Origin of the sequence: Cellulomonas pakistanensis (genome assembly GCF_016862755.1) — a bacterium.
GTDB classification, from domain to species: Bacteria; Actinomycetota; Actinomycetes; order Actinomycetales; family Cellulomonadaceae; genus Cellulomonas; species Cellulomonas pakistanensis.
This window is the reverse complement of the sequence record NZ_BONO01000024.1, coordinates 58002-73108: the sequence shown is the minus strand read 5'-3', so window position 1 is coordinate 73108 and position 15107 is coordinate 58002. Positions and strand designations below refer to the sequence as shown.

Sequence of the window (15107 nt, the reverse complement as noted above, 5' to 3'; positions counted from 1 at the left end):
GGGCGGTCGGGCGCGGACGGACCGGCGACGGACGCCCAGCTCCCCGGGCCGGCCGCAGTCGGCGCATCGCCCGCCGGCGACCACCTCGCCCCGGCCCTGCTCGACCCTGCCACCTGGCGCGCCCGCGCGACGGCGCACGCCGCCCGCGCCGACGACCTGACCGCCGGGCACCGCGACCGCCGCGCGCGCGGCGGCGAGCGCCACGCGATCGAGGACTTCCTGTTCGAGTACTACCCGGCCAAGCCCGCCCAGCTCCGCCGGTGGCACCCGGGCGCGGGCGCCGCGCTCGCCGGCGCGGCCGATGCTCCGCACGCGGCGTGGCGCTGGTACCGCGCGGACTTGGACGGCACGGTGGCGCTCGACGTCCCGGCGTTCCTGGCCGACCGCGGCGACACCGTGCGCTACGTGCGCGCCCTGCTGTCCGCCACCGCGGCCCGCCCTGCCGCGACGGGCTGCTTCGGGCTGCACGAGTGGGCGATGGTCTACCGCGAGGGCGACGGCGAGCACCGGCACCCCCTGCCGCTGCGGCTCGGAGGCGCGGGCACCGACGCGGTCGTCGAGCGGCACCGCATCCGGTGCACCCACATCGACGCGTTCCGGTTCTTCACGCCCGACGCGGTCCCGCGGAACACGCTGCAGCCCACCCGCGAGAGCCAGGTCGCGATGGAGCAGCCGGGCTGCCTGCACGCGAACATGGACATGCTCAAGCAGGCTGCACACTCCGAACCTGCAGGTGACTCATTACCGCTGACACGGGAGACGCAGATCCACTACGAGCAGCCCGGCTGCCTCCATGCGGCGATGGACTGCTACAAGTGGGCCTTGAAGCTCGGCCCGCTCGTCCCCGGCGAGCTGCTCCTCGACTCCTTCGAGCTGTCGCTCGAGATCCGCTACACCGATATGCAGGCGTCTCCCTACGACGTCAGCTCATACGGCCTCGAGTCCATCAAGATCGAGACGGCCGAGGGCAAGCAGGAGTACGTCCGACGGCAGCGCGACTACGCCGTTCGGTCGAATGTGCTCCGGGCACGCCTCGTCAAGCTCTGTGACCTGGTCCTTCCTGAAGGCGGTAGCCGCTAGCGTCTGATGCGTGGACAGGTACGAGTTTGTGGCCGAGCTGGTGCAGGCGCTGGCGTGGCCAGCGGCGACGGTGTTCCTCGTGGTTCTTCTTCGCAGGCCGTTGCGCCAGCTCATGTCCCGGATCACCAAGGGCAAGGCTGCGGGCGTCGAGCTCGAGTTCGGAGACGGGGTGCAGTTCGCAGAGTCCAAACTGGACCAGGCTATCTCTGAGCTCCCTCGAGATGTCTCGCCGCCACGAGAGCAACCGTCTGCGCGTGACGATACACCGGCGAGTGAATCGGCGACCGAGCGCGCGGTTCCCCGCCATCCGCCCAACACGCCGACGGGATACAGGGCGCCGTCCACGGCACCCGAGAATCTTTCCGATCCGAATTTGCGCCTTCTGGCAGAAGGGGAGTCCGATCGGTCAATCATCCAGGAGATGCTCAGCAGGCTGGTCGACTCAAGGGGCGTCTGGGCCGACCCGTCAGGCTTAGTGATCCGAAGCTGGGAACTACTGAGCGACGATATCGCTAAGCTGTTTCGGGCTGTCAATCTGGAAGAAGATAGGCGGCGTTTCGTCGCGCCGACCGGCATGATCGCGCGCCTCGCCATCATGGGGATCGTCCCCGAGTCTCTTGCCGGTGCGGTCCGAGAGCTGTCCAAGCTTCGGAACGATGTCGCGCATGGCCGGAACCAGCCTTCGGCCGGCGAGGCTGCCGCCTACGAGCAGAGCGCAGCGAACGTCCGAGAGCTTCTTGAAGTCATCAGGCACCAATGGGAGAAGGGGGTCGGGTAGTCCCAGACTCGAGCGGTACTGGTGCGTTGGCGACTCTTGCTTGCGTGAGGTGTCAGGGCTTGACCCCTCGAGGTCCGGTGGTTGCGCCTCAAGGGTGTGATGGAATGGCTAAGAGTCGACCCGGTTGGCCCTAGCAGAATCGGCTGCCTCACGTGACACTGGCCCGGTGACGAACGACCTGACGCCTGGAGTGCCCCGTATCGGCTGGTTCTTCGATGGGGATCCGACCACGCCGGACACTTCCACCCTATTGCAGGATTCCGGGGAACAGATCACGCTCACAGTACCGTGGATCACCAATGGTGCGCCTGGCCATTACGCACGCTGGTTCCATGGGCCTGGTGTTCAGTTCGGCGACGACCTCGATCGAAGCCGCTACTCTTACGAAGTGCCCGAGCAACTGATGTTCCGAGATGTGTACGGCACTGTTGTGTTGGTTGGATGCCGCAGCGCTGGGATGCGAGACCAGATGTTCTCCGGCTTCGGCCAGGGAGTCGTTCGCGCCCAGTTCGCTGTCCTTGGGGCGAAGTCGATGAAATATGACACAATCAATGGCCTTCGGTCGCAATTGCCTGGCCTGAGCGAATGGGTCGGAATCTCCAGCATCGAACGAAACTACCGTTCAGATGAACATGGCAGGCTTAAGGCTGTAGACCTCCATCTCGAGTCTCCGATGCCCGTCAATCTCTCGCGCTCGATGAACTTGGTGCTGCGCCCGAATTATCGTGTCGAAAGATCCAGCGCAACAGATACGACTGAGATCCGGGAGACCGTGCTGGTCGAGACCAGGGTCAAAGCGGCACGCTCGTGGTTGGATCACTTGAGTGCGCATAACGCTGTGCGCGACCTCCTTGATGTAGCGGCGTGGAGCCCATTCGGCTACTCAAGTCAATGGGTCTTGCGTGAAGACGACCCTGAGCGCGATGCCGCCGGTGGTCATCGAGGCGACAAGTGGTCCAGTGTTAGGACCTACGCGGTGCGGAGTTACGAGCAGCGCGCGCGCCAGAGGTTTCTATTTGAGTTCGATGACATCGGGTCGGAGGGCTTTCGGAGGTGGGCTCGACTCCGCAGGCACTTCGCTCGCGGTTTGAATGCATTGCTGTCCCATTTCGATCACCCTCGCTCCGCACTGGAGACCGGGCTGATCGAATCGAGCATTTGTTTCGAGGCACTCGGTTATCAGCTGGCTCTCGACGGAGGCCTCGGAAAGAGTGCTGCTCGTAACGAATCCTATCGCGAGCGCGTGCAGCGCGTCCTCGATGAAGTCCCCGTTACTTTGAGGTTCGATACAGATGTCTGGGTGAAGGAGTCGGCGGACGCTTACAACGGTGTAAAGCATGCAAACCGGGACTTGCCCGATGTTGACTTGATGCTCTCGACTCTGCGTAAGAATTGGCTAGTTGTGCGGCTATGGATTGCGGGAAAGATTGGTGTGTCACCGTCGGTACTCCAAGCGAACATGCATTGGTGGGTGGAGGGTTGACGGCGAGGCATGGCTCGTGGTGACGACGATGGGCTCGACAACTTGCCTGCACCCAGGAACATGGACCTGTACAAGTGGGCGCTCAAGCTCGGCCCCGCCGTGCCGGGCGAGCTGCTGCTGGACGCGTTCGCGCTGGCCCGCGAGATCCGGACGGTCGACATGCAGGCGTCGCCGTACGACGTGTCGTCCTACGGCCTGGACCCGATCGCGATCGAGACGACCGAGGGCAAGGCGGAGTACGTCCGCCGGCAGCGCGCGTTCGCGGAGGCGTCGCAGGCGCTGCGCGCGCGGCTGGTCGCGGTGTGCGACGCGGTGCTGGTCGGTACAGAGCTCGCACCCGTCTGACGGCGCGTGGTGGTGGCGATCAGGTCGCGGGTTCACGGGCACCCGCGGCTGCCCGGTCGCGTGCCGCTTGCTCGATGCGCTCCAGGCGGCGGATGCCCTCCTCCGTCGGCGGCATCGGCGGCGGCGGGCCGGTCCTCTTGACGGCTTCGCCGTTCGGGCCGAGGCCCCGGTAGTACCCCTCGCGCGGAGGCACCCAGTCGAGGGGCAGTGCGGCGCGTCGACGCTTGCGCAGGCGCATCAGAGTTCACCGTTCGTGTCGTCGTGGGCCCCGCCCCGAGTATCCCGGTCGGCGGGGACGAAGTCGATGGCGATCGCAGCGGTGCAGTCGATCAGCATGCCGCCGGGCGAGTGCAGCCGGTCGGTGAAGCTGCCGTCGGCGCGGACGACCCAGCCCTCCTCCACGTACAGCTCCTGCGGGTCCGGGTACGCGCTGACGAACGAGTGGTCCCCGTAACAGCCGCCGAGCCACTGCCCGTCGGAGAACCTGACGCGCACCCACCCGCTCCGGACACGCCGGAACGCGTAGTCCCACGCGCTGGGCGCGGGGCGGGGAGGGTGCAGGCGGAGTGCGGTGAGCGAGCGCGCGACGAGCCGGCGGTACGGCCGGCTGCGTGCGAGTGCGAGGCAGATGCGCGCGGCGGCCCACGGGATGCCGATCGCGAGCAGGAGGAACGCCACCGCGGCAGTGCGGGCGCCCTCGACGGCGAGCTCGGGGTCGCGTGCCACCGCCAGGAGGGCGGGTCCCAGGACCGTCCCGTACACGCCGGCGAACGTCGCGGTCGCCACGATCGCGTGCAGCACCCGGGTGCCGAAGTCGGGCCGCGCCGGATCCGGTCCCGCCACGGACTGCCAGGACGCTCGGTACACGAAGCCCGGCACGACCAGCGTGAGCACGACGGCGGCCTTGGCCCACGTCTCAGGCACGACGCACCCCCTCGGCAGCCCGACGGGGCGGCGGAGCGCCTGACGCCGCGTGCCGGCCGGGCCCGGCACGGCGCACCGGCGCGCAGAGCCGCCGGTAAGCCGCCCAGGCCGCGAGCAGGTCGTCCACCGACCGTGCGCACCGGTGGACCTCGACGGCCCGGCTCATGAGCACGCGCCCGACGGGCAGCGTCCACAGCGGAGGGCGCGTCACCTGGGACTCGTCGCGGACGAAGGCGCGGAGCGACGGGTGCTGCGGGTCGTCGTGGAAGACCGGAGGCATGCCCGCGACCCTAGGCAGCGCGTCCCACCCGTCCGCGCCTCGGTGCGCCCCGCCTGGGGACGACGCGCACGGCGGCGCCTGTGGAGGACTCGGCGCCTGCCCGGCGCCGGCCGCGGCCCGGTCCGAGCGCGCCGGCGCCGGGGGAGGACCGCCCTACGCGATCCGCGCCTCCAGCAGCGCGTCGATCGCCACCGGCGACAGCACGTGGTCCACCGCCATCGCCGACGCCCCGAGGATCCCGACCTCCGACCGCGCCTGCGAGGTGACGATCCGCAGGTGCTGCGTCGCGAGCGGCAGCGACCGCGCGTACACGACCTCCCGGATCCCGGCGATGAGGTGCTCCCCGGCCTCCGCGACGACGCCGCCGATGACGACCAGCGACGGGTTGAGCAGGCTGACGCACGCGGCGAGCACGCCGCCGAGCTCGCGCCCGGCCTGCCGCACGGCGCGGCCCGCGGCGAGGTCGCCGGCGCGCACGAGCGCGACGACGTCCGCGCCGTCCGCGGCGTCCAGCCCCTCGCGGCGCAGCTCCTCGGCGAGCGCCCGCCCGGACGCGACGGCCTCGAGGCAGCCGAGGTTGCCGCAGCGGCAGGGCACGTCCTCCGCCCCCGGGACGGCGATGTGCCCGATGTCGCCGGCCGCGCCCTGCGCGCCGCGGCGGAGCCGGCCGTCGGAGATGATGCCGGACCCGATGCCGGTGGCGACCTTGACGAACAGCATGTCGTCGACGTCGGGGAAGGCGGAGCGGTGCTCCCCGAGCGCCATGAGGTTGACGTCGTTGTCGACGAGCACGTCGGCGCCGCCGAGCTCGGCGGACAGCAGGCCTCGCACGTCGGCGTCGTCCCAGGTCGGCATGATCGGCGGGTTGATCGGCCGGCCGGTGGCGTGCTCGACGGGTCCGGGCAGGCCGACGCCGACGGACACGAGGTCGCCGAGCGAGCGGCCGGCCTCGGCGACGAGCTTGCGCCCGTGCTCGGCGACCCAGCGCAGGACGGCGTCGGGACCGTCGGCGATCGCGATCGGGGCCTCGCCCTCGGCGAGCACGACGGACGCGAGGTCGGTGACGGCGAGCCGGGCGTGGGTCGCGCCGAGGTCGACGGCGAGGACGACGCGGGCGCTGGGCTGGAACGCGAAGGTGGTGGGCGGTCGGCCGCCGGTGGAGGACGCCTCGCCGGCGGGCGCGATGAGCCCGGCGGACATCAGCTGGTCGACGCGGGCGGTGATGGTGGACCGCGCCTGGCCCGTGGCGGCGGCCAGGTCGGCACGGGTGCGCGGTCGGCCGTCGCGGAGCAGCTGGAACAGCTCGCCCGCGCCGGAGTGCCGCGGGGTGAGCTTCACGACGTCCTGCATGGCGCCTAGTGAACCAGAAAGCCTGGTCACTTGTGTCGGTCACGGTTGGATAACTCGGACAAACCCGGATCAACTTTTGCTTGACCCGTGACGAAAGTCCTGCATAGGTTCCTCACATGGTCACCGTGGACCCACCGAACCGGCCTCTGCTGCAGATGCGGGGCATCGTCAAGCAGTTCCCCGGAGCCCGCGCCCTGGACGGCGTCGACCTCGACGTCCTGCCGGGGGAGGTGCACTGCCTGCTCGGGCAGAACGGGGCGGGCAAGTCGACGCTCATCAAGGTGCTCGCCGGAGCCCACCAGCCCACCGAGGGCCAGGTGCTCGTGGACGGCGAGCCCGTCACGATCACGAACCCGGTCGCCGCCCTCAAGCTCGGCGTCGCGACGATGTACCAGGAGCTCGACGTGGTCGGCGGCCTCACCGTCGCCGAGAACGTCTACCTGGGCCACGAGCTGGCGACCGGCGGGGTGTCCCGCCGCCGCGAGGCGCACCGGCGCACCAAGGAGATCATGGCGCGGCTCGGCCACCCCGAGATCGCGCCGGGCCGCGAGGTCGGCTCGCTGCCCGCCGCGGCGCAGCAGATCGTGTCGATGGCCCGCGCGCTGTCGCACGACGCCCGGGTCATCGTCATGGACGAGCCGTCCGCGGTCCTGGACTCGGACGAGGTGGAGAACCTGTTCCGCGTGGTGCACCAGCTCACGGCGGCGGGCGTCGCGATCGTCTACATCTCGCACCGGATGGAGGAGATCCGCGCGATCGGCGACCGGATCACGGTGCTGAAGGACGGCCGCACCGTCGCCCGCGACCTGCCGGCCCGGGACACCCCGACGAGCGAGCTCATCCGCCTGATGACCGGCCGGAACGTCGAGTACGTGTTCCCCCCGAGCACCGAGCTCGCCGCCGACGCGCCGGTGGTGCTCGACGTGCAGGGCCTGGCCCTCCGCGGCGAGTTCCAGGACGTGTCGCTGCGGGTCCGCGCCGGGGAGATCGTGGGGCTCGCCGGACTCGTCGGCTCGGGCCGCTCCGAGATCCTCGAGACGATCTACGGCGCCCGCCGCGCGAGCGCCGGCACAGTCGAGGTCGCCGGGAAGCGGCTGCGCGCCGGCGATGTCACCGCCGCCGTGCGCGCCGGCATCGGGCTGGCGCCCGAGGAGCGCAAGGCCCAGGGCCTGCTGCTCGACGAGCCCGTGTACCGCAACATCACGCTGTCGACGTTCGGCCGGTTCGCCAAGGGCGGCCTGCTCGACGAGCGGTCCGAGCGCCGCACCGCGCAGGAGCAGGCCGAGGCGCTCGACCTGCGGCCCACCGGCGTCGACCGCGCCATCCGCACCCTGTCCGGCGGCAACCAGCAGAAGGCGATGCTCGCCCGCTGGCTGGTGCACGGCTGCCGCGTGCTGCTGCTGGACGAGCCGACCCGCGGCGTGGACGTCGGCGCCCGCGCCGAGATCTACGCGCTGGTCCGCCGGCTCGCCGACGAGGGCGCCGCCGTCGTCGTCGTGTCCAGCGAGATCCCCGAGGTGCTCGGTCTGTCGGACCGGGTGCTGGTCGTGTCCGAAGGCCGGGTCGTCCACGAGGGCCCCGCCACCGCCATCGACGAGCACGCCGTGCTCGACCTCGTCATGGAAGGAAGTGCCGCGTGAGCGAGCACCAGCTCTCCGCCCCGCCCCCGGGCACGCCCGGCGCCCCCGCGGGCCCGACCAGCGCCCCCGGCTCGGCCGGCGCCACCCCCGTCCCGCCCGCCGCGGACGAGTCCGCCCGGGTGGAGCGCGTCGCCCGCGGGACCGGAAGCCGCCGCGGTGGCGCGGGCGGCGGCTCCGCCCGCATCCTCGGCCTCGTCGTCGCCCTCGCGGCGATCTGCGTCGTCGGCTACGTCACCGCGGGCAGCCGGTTCGCCAGCATCGACAACATGCTGGTCATCCTCAGCCTGGCGTCGATCATCGGCGTGCTGAGCATCGGCATGACCTTCGTGATCACCGCGGGCGGCATCGACCTGTCGGTCGGGTCGGTGCTCGGCCTCGCGTCGGTCTGGGCCACCACGGTGGCGACGCAGACCATGGCCGACCAGTACGGCTGGATCGTCATGGTGCTCTGCGCGCTGGCGGTCGGCACGGCCGCCGGCGTGGTGAACGGCGTCCTCATCGCCTACGGCCGGGTGGTCGCGTTCATCGCGACGCTGGCGATGCTCGTGGCCGCCCGCGGCCTCGCGGAGCTCATCGCGCAGCGGCGGACGCAGCTGGTGAACGTGCAGTCCTTCCAGGACACGTTGCGGGGCGACCTGCTGGGCGTGCCGAAGATCGTGTGGATCTTCGCCGTCGTCGCGGTGGCCGGCTGGTTCCTGCTCAACCGCACCACGTTCGGCCGTCGCACCGTCGCGGTGGGCGGCAACCCCGAGGCGGCCCGGCTGGCCGGCATCGCCGTCAAGCGGCACACGATGTACCTGTACGCGCTCGCCGGGCTCGCCGCCGGCATCGCCGCGGTCATGATGCTGGGCCGCACCGGCGCCGGCTCGTCGACCAACGGCCTGCTCTACGAGCTGGACGCGATCGCCGCGGTCGTCGTCGGCGGGACGCTGCTGTCCGGCGGCCGCGGCACGATCGTGGGCACCGTGCTCGGCGTCCTCATCTTCGCGACGCTCACCAACCTGTTCGTGCAGAACAACCTCGACTCGTCGGTCCAGCAGATCGCCAAGGGCGCGATCATCGTCGTCGCCGTCCTGCTGCAGCAGCGCTTCACGTCGCGCACCGCGCGCACCTAGCGCCGGTCCACGACCCCCGCACCCCCGCGCACCACCACCCCCGCGCACCACCACCCCCGCGGCCGGGATCCCCGCCCGCACGCCCCACCCTGCCCGCACGACCCCCGGACATCGTCGAAGGAGATCCCATGTCCACCACCCGCACCACGCGCCGCCGCGGCCGCGCCCTCGCGCCGGTCGCCGTGCTGTCCGTCGCGTTCCTCGCGGCCTGCACCTCCAACGCCCCGGCCGAGGAGGACGAGGGCGGCGCGGAGGCCGCCCCGGTCGCCGTGTCCGACAACGACGAGGCCGGCGAGACGGTCGTCATCGGCTTCTCGGCCCCCGCTGCCGACCACGGCTGGATGGGCGCGATCACCACCGCCGCCCAGGCCGAGGCCGAGAAGTACGAGGACGTCGAGCTCCGGGTCGCCGAGGGCACGAACGACGTCAACGTGCAGATCAGCCAGATCGAGGGCTTCATCAACGACGGCGTCGACGCGATCGTGCTGCTGCCGTTCGACGGCGGCGCGCTGACCGACGTCGCGACCCAGGCGATGGAGGCCGGCATCCCGGTCATCAACGTCGACCGCGAGTTCTCCAGCCCGTTCGCCTCCCGCGCCACCGTGCTCGGCGACAACTACGGCATGGGCGTCTCGGCCGGCACGTACGTCTGCGAGCAGCTGGGCGACAACCCGGACGCCGTGGTCGCCGAGATCGCCGGCATCGACTCGCTGCCGCTGACCCAGGACCGCAGCCAGGGCTTCGCGGACGCGCTCGACGACTGCGGCCTCGACGTCGACAACCGCGTCGCCGCGGACTTCACGGTCCAGGGCGGCGAGCAGGCGGCGGCGAACCTGCTGCAGGCCGCCCCGCAGATCGACGCCATCTGGAACCACGACGACGACCAGGGCGTCGGCGTCCTGGCCGCGATCGAGAACGCCGGCCGCGACGAGTTCTTCCTGGTCGGCGGCGCCGGCTCGGCGAACATGATGCGGGAGATCCAGGACGACGCGTCCGTCGTCGAGGCGACCGTCATCTACCCGTCGACGCAGGCGGCCGACGGCATCAAGCTGGCCCGCCTCGTGGCGCACGAGAAGTCGCTCAGCGACCTGGCGTCGTCCAGCGTGCCGCGCACCGTCCAGCTGTACGCGCCCGTCGTGACCGCGGACAACGTCGACCAGTACATCGACTCGGCGTTCGAGTCCTGATCGCGACCACCCCGGGGCCGGCCGCCGGCCGGCCCCGGGGTCCGCACCCGAGGGAGGTCTCGTGATGGACGGGACGACGGCGGCGCCGCTGGGCGTCGGCATGGTGGGGTACGCCTTCATGGGCGCCGCGCACTCGCAGGCGTGGCGCACCGCCCCGCGGTTCTTCGACCTGCCGCTGCACCCCGAGATGCGGGTGCTGGGCGGCCGGGACGCCGTGGCCGTGAAGTCGGCGGCCGACCGGCTGGGCTGGCAGGACACGGCCTCGTCGTGGCAGGAGCTCGTGGCGCGGGACGACGTCGACCTGGTCGACGTCTGCACCCCGGGCCGCACGCACGCCGAGATCGCGATCGCGGCGCTGGAGGCGGGCAAGCACGTGCTGTGCGAGAAGCCGCTCGCCAACACGATCGAGGAGGCCGAGGCGATGGTCGCCGCGGCCGAGGCGGCCGCCGCCCGGGGCGTGCGGTCGATGGTCGGCTACACGTACCGGCGGGTGCCGGCCGTGCAGCTCGCGCGGCAGCTCGTCGCGGACGGCCGGATCGGCGCGGTGCGGCACGTGCGCGTGCAGTACCTGCAGGACTGGCTCGCCGACCCCGAGGCGCCGCTGTCGTGGCGCCTGGACAAGCAGCAGGCCGGCTCGGGCGCCCTGGGCGACATCGGCTCGCACGCCGTCGACCTCGCGCAGTTCATCACCGGCGAGCGGCTGACCGGCGTCTCCGGGCTGATGGAGACGTTCGTGCACGAGCGCCCGGTCGCCGCGGAGTTCGCGGGCCTGCACGGCACCGGCGACCCGGGCGCCGCGCGCGGCCCGGTGACGGTCGACGACGCCGCGGTGTTCCTGGCCCGGCTGTCCGGCGGCGGGCTCGGCGTCTTCGAGGCCACCCGGTTCGCGACCGGCCGCAAGAACGCGATCCGGCTCGAGGTGAACGGCGACCGCGGGTCGCTGTCGTTCGACTTCGAGGACATGAACGTCCTGCACTTCCACGACGCCACGGAGGACGCCGCCGTGGCGGGCTTCCGCCGCATCGTGGTGACCGAGCCGGAGCACGCCTACGTCGGCCGCTGGTGGCCGGCCGGGCACGGCCTCGGCTACGAGCACGCGTTCACCCACCAGGTCGTCGACCTGGTCGGGGCGATCGCGGCCGGGCAGGACCCGACGCCGTCGTTCGCCGACGGTCTCGCCGTGCAGCGCGTGCTCGACGCCGTCGAGCGCAGCGCGGCCGACGACAGCCGGTGGGTCGCCCTGGGCTGACCCGCCCCGGGGGCCGCCCGGCCCGCGGGCCACCCGCCCGCACGCAGTGCCCGTCAGACGATCAGCTCACCGCTCGAGGGGGAGGAGGTGGGACCGCGCCACGACCGACGACGACGTCGGTCGGCTGAGGAGGCCGGGTTCCCGAACCGTGGGAGCGACGCAGGAGCCCGACCTCTGTGACGAGATCCCGATAGGAGCTGCATCACTCATGAATCGTACGCAGCCGCGGTCGAACCGCGGCCGTCGGGCGGTGGCTTTCACCCTCACCGGTGTGCTCACCGTCACGGGGCTGGCGCTCGGCGCCGGACCCGCTCTGGCCCACGACGGCGTGGACCACGGGGCCGAGCCCGGCGCCGAGGCCGCGCTCGACTGGAGCAACTACGAGAAGACCACGCTCACGAAGGACGTGGGCGAGCCGCTCGACCTGGCGGTGCTGCCCGACGGACGGGTGCTGCACACCGCCCGCAACGGCGACATCCGGCTCACCGACCCGAGCACCGGCGTCACCCGGATCACCAACACGGTCCCCGTGTACGCGAACTCGGAGGACGGCCTGCAGTCGATCGGGCTGGACCCGGACTTCGAGGAGAACAACTGGGTGTACCTCGTGTACGCCCCGCCCGGGAACACGCCCGCGGGCTCGGCGCCGAACACGCTGCCGGCCGGCGAGGACGAGTCCTACTGGGACCGCTGGGTCGGGGTGAACCGGCTGTCCCGGTTCCAGTGGACGGGCAACGGCATCGACCTGGCGTCCGAGCAGCAGATCCTCGACGTCGAGGTCCAGCGCGGGCAGTGCTGCCACGTGGGCGCCGACTTCGACTGGGACGCCGAGGGCAACCTGTACCTGTCGACCGGCGACAACACCCCGGCGGGCACGCCCGGCGCGAACGGCTTCGCGCCGAACAACGACGCGCCGGGGATGAACCCCGGGTTCGACGCGCGCCGCGGCGCGGGCAACACCAACGACCTGCGCGGCAAGATCCTGCGGATCCACGTCGAGGAGGACGGGTCGTACACGATCCCCGAGGGCAACCTGTTCCCCGAGGGCACCGAGAACACCCGCCCCGAGATCTTCGTGATGGGCGTCCGCAACCCGTTCAAGCTGGACGTCGACCCCGAGACGAACTCGCTCACCTGGGGCGACTACGGCCCGGACGCCACCAAGGCGGTCGCGGACTCCGCGGGCCGCGGGCCCATGGGCCTGGTCGAGTGGAACGCCGTCGGCCTCGACGAGCCGCACAACTCCGGCTGGCCGTTCGTGCACGGACCCAACGCGGCCTACAACGACTGGGACTTCGCCACCGCGACGCCGGGCGCCTTCTTCGACCCGGAGAACCTGGTCAACGACTCGCGCTGGAACACCGGCCTGACGAACCTGCCTCCTGCTCGCCCGGCCACGCTGTACTACGGCGACAACCCGGGCGACCAGCCGTGGGACGAGCTGGTGAGCTTCGGCACGGGGAACGGCCAGGGCCCGATGGGCGGCCCGGTCTACCACCGGCCCGCCGACGCCGGCCCGGACGCGTGGCCCGCGTACTGGGAGGGCAAGGCGTTCTTCGGCGAGTTCTCGCAGGACTACATCGCGGCCTTCACCGTCGACTGGGACTCGTTCGAGGTCACGCACATCGAGGACGTCACGCCGAACGCGGCCATGACGGCCGAGGGCTGGCCGCCGATCGACAACCCGATGGACATCGAGTTCGGCCCGGACGGGTCGATGTACGTCCTCGACTACGGCGACGGCTTCTTCCGCGCGAACCCCGACGCCGGCCTGCACCGGATCTCCTACGCCGAGGGCAACAAGGCGCCGCGCGCGGCGTTCACCGCCACGCCGACGTCCTCGTCGAGCGCGCCGCTCACGGTCGAGTTCGACGCCTCGGCGTCCAGCGACCCCGAGGGCAGCACGCTGACCTACGAGTGGGACTTCGACGGCGACGGCACGTTCGACGCGACCGGCGTCGAGGCCGAGTACACCTACACCGCGATCAAGGCCTACACGGCCCGGCTCAAGGTCACGGACCCCGAGGGCAAGTTCACGCTGACCTCGCGGGCGATCTCGGTCGGCAACCAGGCGCCCGAGGTCACGCTGGCGTACCCGGAGAACGGCGGCTTCTTCACCTGGGGCGACGCCGTCCCCTTCCAGGTGACGACGCAGGACGCCGAGGACGGCACGGCCACCGACTGCACCCGCGTCTCCTGGACCTACGGCCTGGGTCACGACGAGCACGCCCACCCCGAGGTCTCGGGCACCGGCTGCAAGGGCGCGTTCAAGACGAACCCCGACTCGCCGGAGCACGGCCCGGGCGCGCTGCTCTACGGCGCGGTCGTGGTGACGTACCGCGACGCGGGCGCCAACGGCCTGCCGGCGGCGACGGGCGAGGCCACCCTGCGCCTCAACCCGCGCGAGCAGCAGGCGGAGCACTCCGCGCGCACCGGCGTCACGGTGTACGCGGACGAGACCGCCCTCGCCGGGAACGCCGTCCGCGGCCTCGGCACCGGCGACTCCCTCGAGTTCACCCCGGTGAGCTTCAGCGGCATCACCGGCGCGGTCGTCCGCGCCAACGGCGGCGGCGAGGTCCAGCTCCGCTGGGGTGCCGCGGACGCGGCGCCGTTCGCCACCGCCACCATCCCGGCGGGCGCCGGCTGGAAGGACGTCGAGATCGCCTTCGACGCCCCCGAGGGCACGGGCGACCTGTTCGTCACCTCGGCCGACGACCTGGCCGTGGACGCGATCACCATGGTGGGCCCGGGCGTCGCCGACGTCGCCGCCCCGACCGTGGCGCACACCCTGGCCCCGGCGACGCCCACGGGCGCCGGCGGCGTCTTCACCGAGCCGGTGCGGTTCGCCGTGCAGGCCGCGGACAACGGGGCGCTGGCGAGCGTGCAGTACTCGCGCGACGGCGGCGCCACCTGGACGAACCTCGCGGCGAACCAGCAGTACGGCGTGACGTTCTCCGAGAGCGGCACGTACGACCTGCAGTACCGGGCCACCGACACCCAGGGCCTCGTGTCCGAGGTCGGCTCCGTGTCGTTCACGATCGACCTGGACGCCCCGGAGGAGCCCACCGTCGACACCACCACCACGGCCACCGTGGCCGCGGCGCGGGTGCCGTACGGCAAGCCGGGCGAGGTCACGGTCGCGGTCTCCGCGGCCGAGGGCACCGCCGCCGGCGAGGTCGTGCTGACCCTCGGGGAGACCGAGGTCGGCCGCGGCACCCTGGGCGCGGACGGCACCGCCGTCGTGGCCCTCGACCCGGCCCTGGGCGTCGGCAGCCACACGCTGACCGCGTCCTTCGTCGGCGGCGAGGTGTTCAAGCCGTCGTCCGGCACCGTCCGCCTCACGGTGGCGCGCACCACCTCCACGGTCGCCGCCACGGTGTCGCCGAACCCGGTCAAGCCCGCCGTCGCCGCCAAGGCCACCGTCCAGGTGACCACGGGCAGCGGCGCCGTCGCCGCCGGGGACGTCACGGTCACGGTCAAGCGCAACAACCAGACCGTCGCCACGCTCACCGGGACCCTCGACGCCTCCGGCGCGAGCGTCGTCTCCCTCGGGCGCCTGCCCGAGGGCACCTACAAGGTCGACGTCGCCTACGGCGGCACGGCCGGCATCTCCGGCTCCACCACCAGCACCACCCTCACCGTCCGCAGCTGACCGCGCGCCGGGCCCCGGGCGGGG

At 71.8% G+C, this 15107-nt stretch carries 11 protein-coding genes and 1 pseudogene; 9 read left to right on the top strand and 3 right to left on the bottom strand.

From position 1 onward, the window contains the following. The first annotated feature begins 96 nt into the window (after positions 1-96). The 4 genes and pseudogenes from Cpa01nite_RS14925 to Cpa01nite_RS14910 form a co-directional block, all read left to right on the top strand. Positions 97-1080, top strand: a complete 984-nt coding sequence (locus tag Cpa01nite_RS14925; protein WP_203669551.1) for a 3-methyladenine DNA glycosylase — start codon at positions 97-99, stop codon at positions 1078-1080. 10 nt (positions 1081-1090) lie between these two features. Beyond that, positions 1091-1858 carry a hypothetical protein gene (locus Cpa01nite_RS14920; RefSeq protein WP_203669536.1) on the top strand — a complete coding sequence of 256 codons (768 nt, stop codon included), beginning with the start codon at positions 1091-1093 and terminating at the stop codon, positions 1856-1858. A gap of 166 nt (positions 1859-2024) precedes the next feature. Further along, positions 2025-3341 carry an ApeA N-terminal domain 1-containing protein gene (locus Cpa01nite_RS14915; RefSeq protein ID WP_203669535.1) on the top strand — a complete coding sequence of 439 codons (1317 nt, stop codon included), beginning with the start codon at positions 2025-2027 and terminating at the stop codon, positions 3339-3341. Between the two features lie 43 nt (positions 3342-3384). After that, positions 3385-3686: pseudogene (locus tag Cpa01nite_RS14910) on the top strand (3-methyladenine DNA glycosylase); the annotation flags it as partial. A 19-nt stretch (positions 3687-3705) separates the two neighbouring features. On the opposite strand, the gene Cpa01nite_RS14905 reads toward Cpa01nite_RS14910, so the two are convergent. From Cpa01nite_RS14905 to Cpa01nite_RS14895, 3 genes are all read right to left on the bottom strand, one after another. Beyond that, positions 3706-3924: a hypothetical protein gene (locus Cpa01nite_RS14905; RefSeq protein WP_203669534.1), complete on the bottom strand. Its 219-nt coding sequence runs from the start codon at positions 3922-3924 to the stop codon at positions 3706-3708. Further along, on the bottom strand, positions 3924-4610 hold the full coding sequence (locus Cpa01nite_RS14900) for a DUF6338 family protein (RefSeq protein WP_203669533.1): 687 nt from the start codon (positions 4608-4610) through the stop codon (positions 3924-3926). The genes Cpa01nite_RS14905 and Cpa01nite_RS14900 overlap by 1 nt, the downstream gene beginning before the upstream one ends. Before the next feature lie 433 nt (positions 4611-5043). Next, on the bottom strand, positions 5044-6240 hold the full coding sequence (locus Cpa01nite_RS14895) for an ROK family transcriptional regulator (RefSeq protein ID WP_203669532.1): 1197 nt from the start codon (positions 6238-6240) through the stop codon (positions 5044-5046). Between the two features lie 116 nt (positions 6241-6356). Here Cpa01nite_RS14895 and Cpa01nite_RS14890 point away from each other — a divergent pair, with 116 nt between their 5' ends. The 5 genes from Cpa01nite_RS14890 to Cpa01nite_RS14870 all read left to right on the top strand — a co-directional run bounded on the left by Cpa01nite_RS14890 (position 6357) and on the right by Cpa01nite_RS14870 (position 15083). Then, positions 6357-7880, top strand: a complete 1524-nt coding sequence (locus tag Cpa01nite_RS14890; protein ID WP_203669531.1) for a sugar ABC transporter ATP-binding protein — start codon at positions 6357-6359, stop codon at positions 7878-7880. A gap of 119 nt (positions 7881-7999) precedes the next feature. Further along, on the top strand, positions 8000-8995 hold the full coding sequence (locus Cpa01nite_RS14885) for an ABC transporter permease (RefSeq protein WP_239068821.1): 996 nt from the start codon (positions 8000-8002) through the stop codon (positions 8993-8995). A 128-nt stretch (positions 8996-9123) separates the two neighbouring features. After that, positions 9124-10182, top strand: coding sequence for a substrate-binding domain-containing protein (locus Cpa01nite_RS14880; protein ID WP_203669530.1), 1059 nt, complete (start codon positions 9124-9126; stop codon positions 10180-10182). Positions 10183-10246: 64 nt separating this feature from the next. After that, positions 10247-11431, top strand: a complete 1185-nt coding sequence (locus Cpa01nite_RS14875) for a Gfo/Idh/MocA family protein (protein WP_239068817.1) — start codon at positions 10247-10249, stop codon at positions 11429-11431. 271 nt (positions 11432-11702) lie between these two features. After that, positions 11703-15083, top strand: coding sequence for a PQQ-dependent sugar dehydrogenase (locus tag Cpa01nite_RS14870; protein ID WP_239068816.1), 3381 nt, complete (start codon positions 11703-11705; stop codon positions 15081-15083). Positions 15084-15107: the final 24 nt, after the last annotated feature.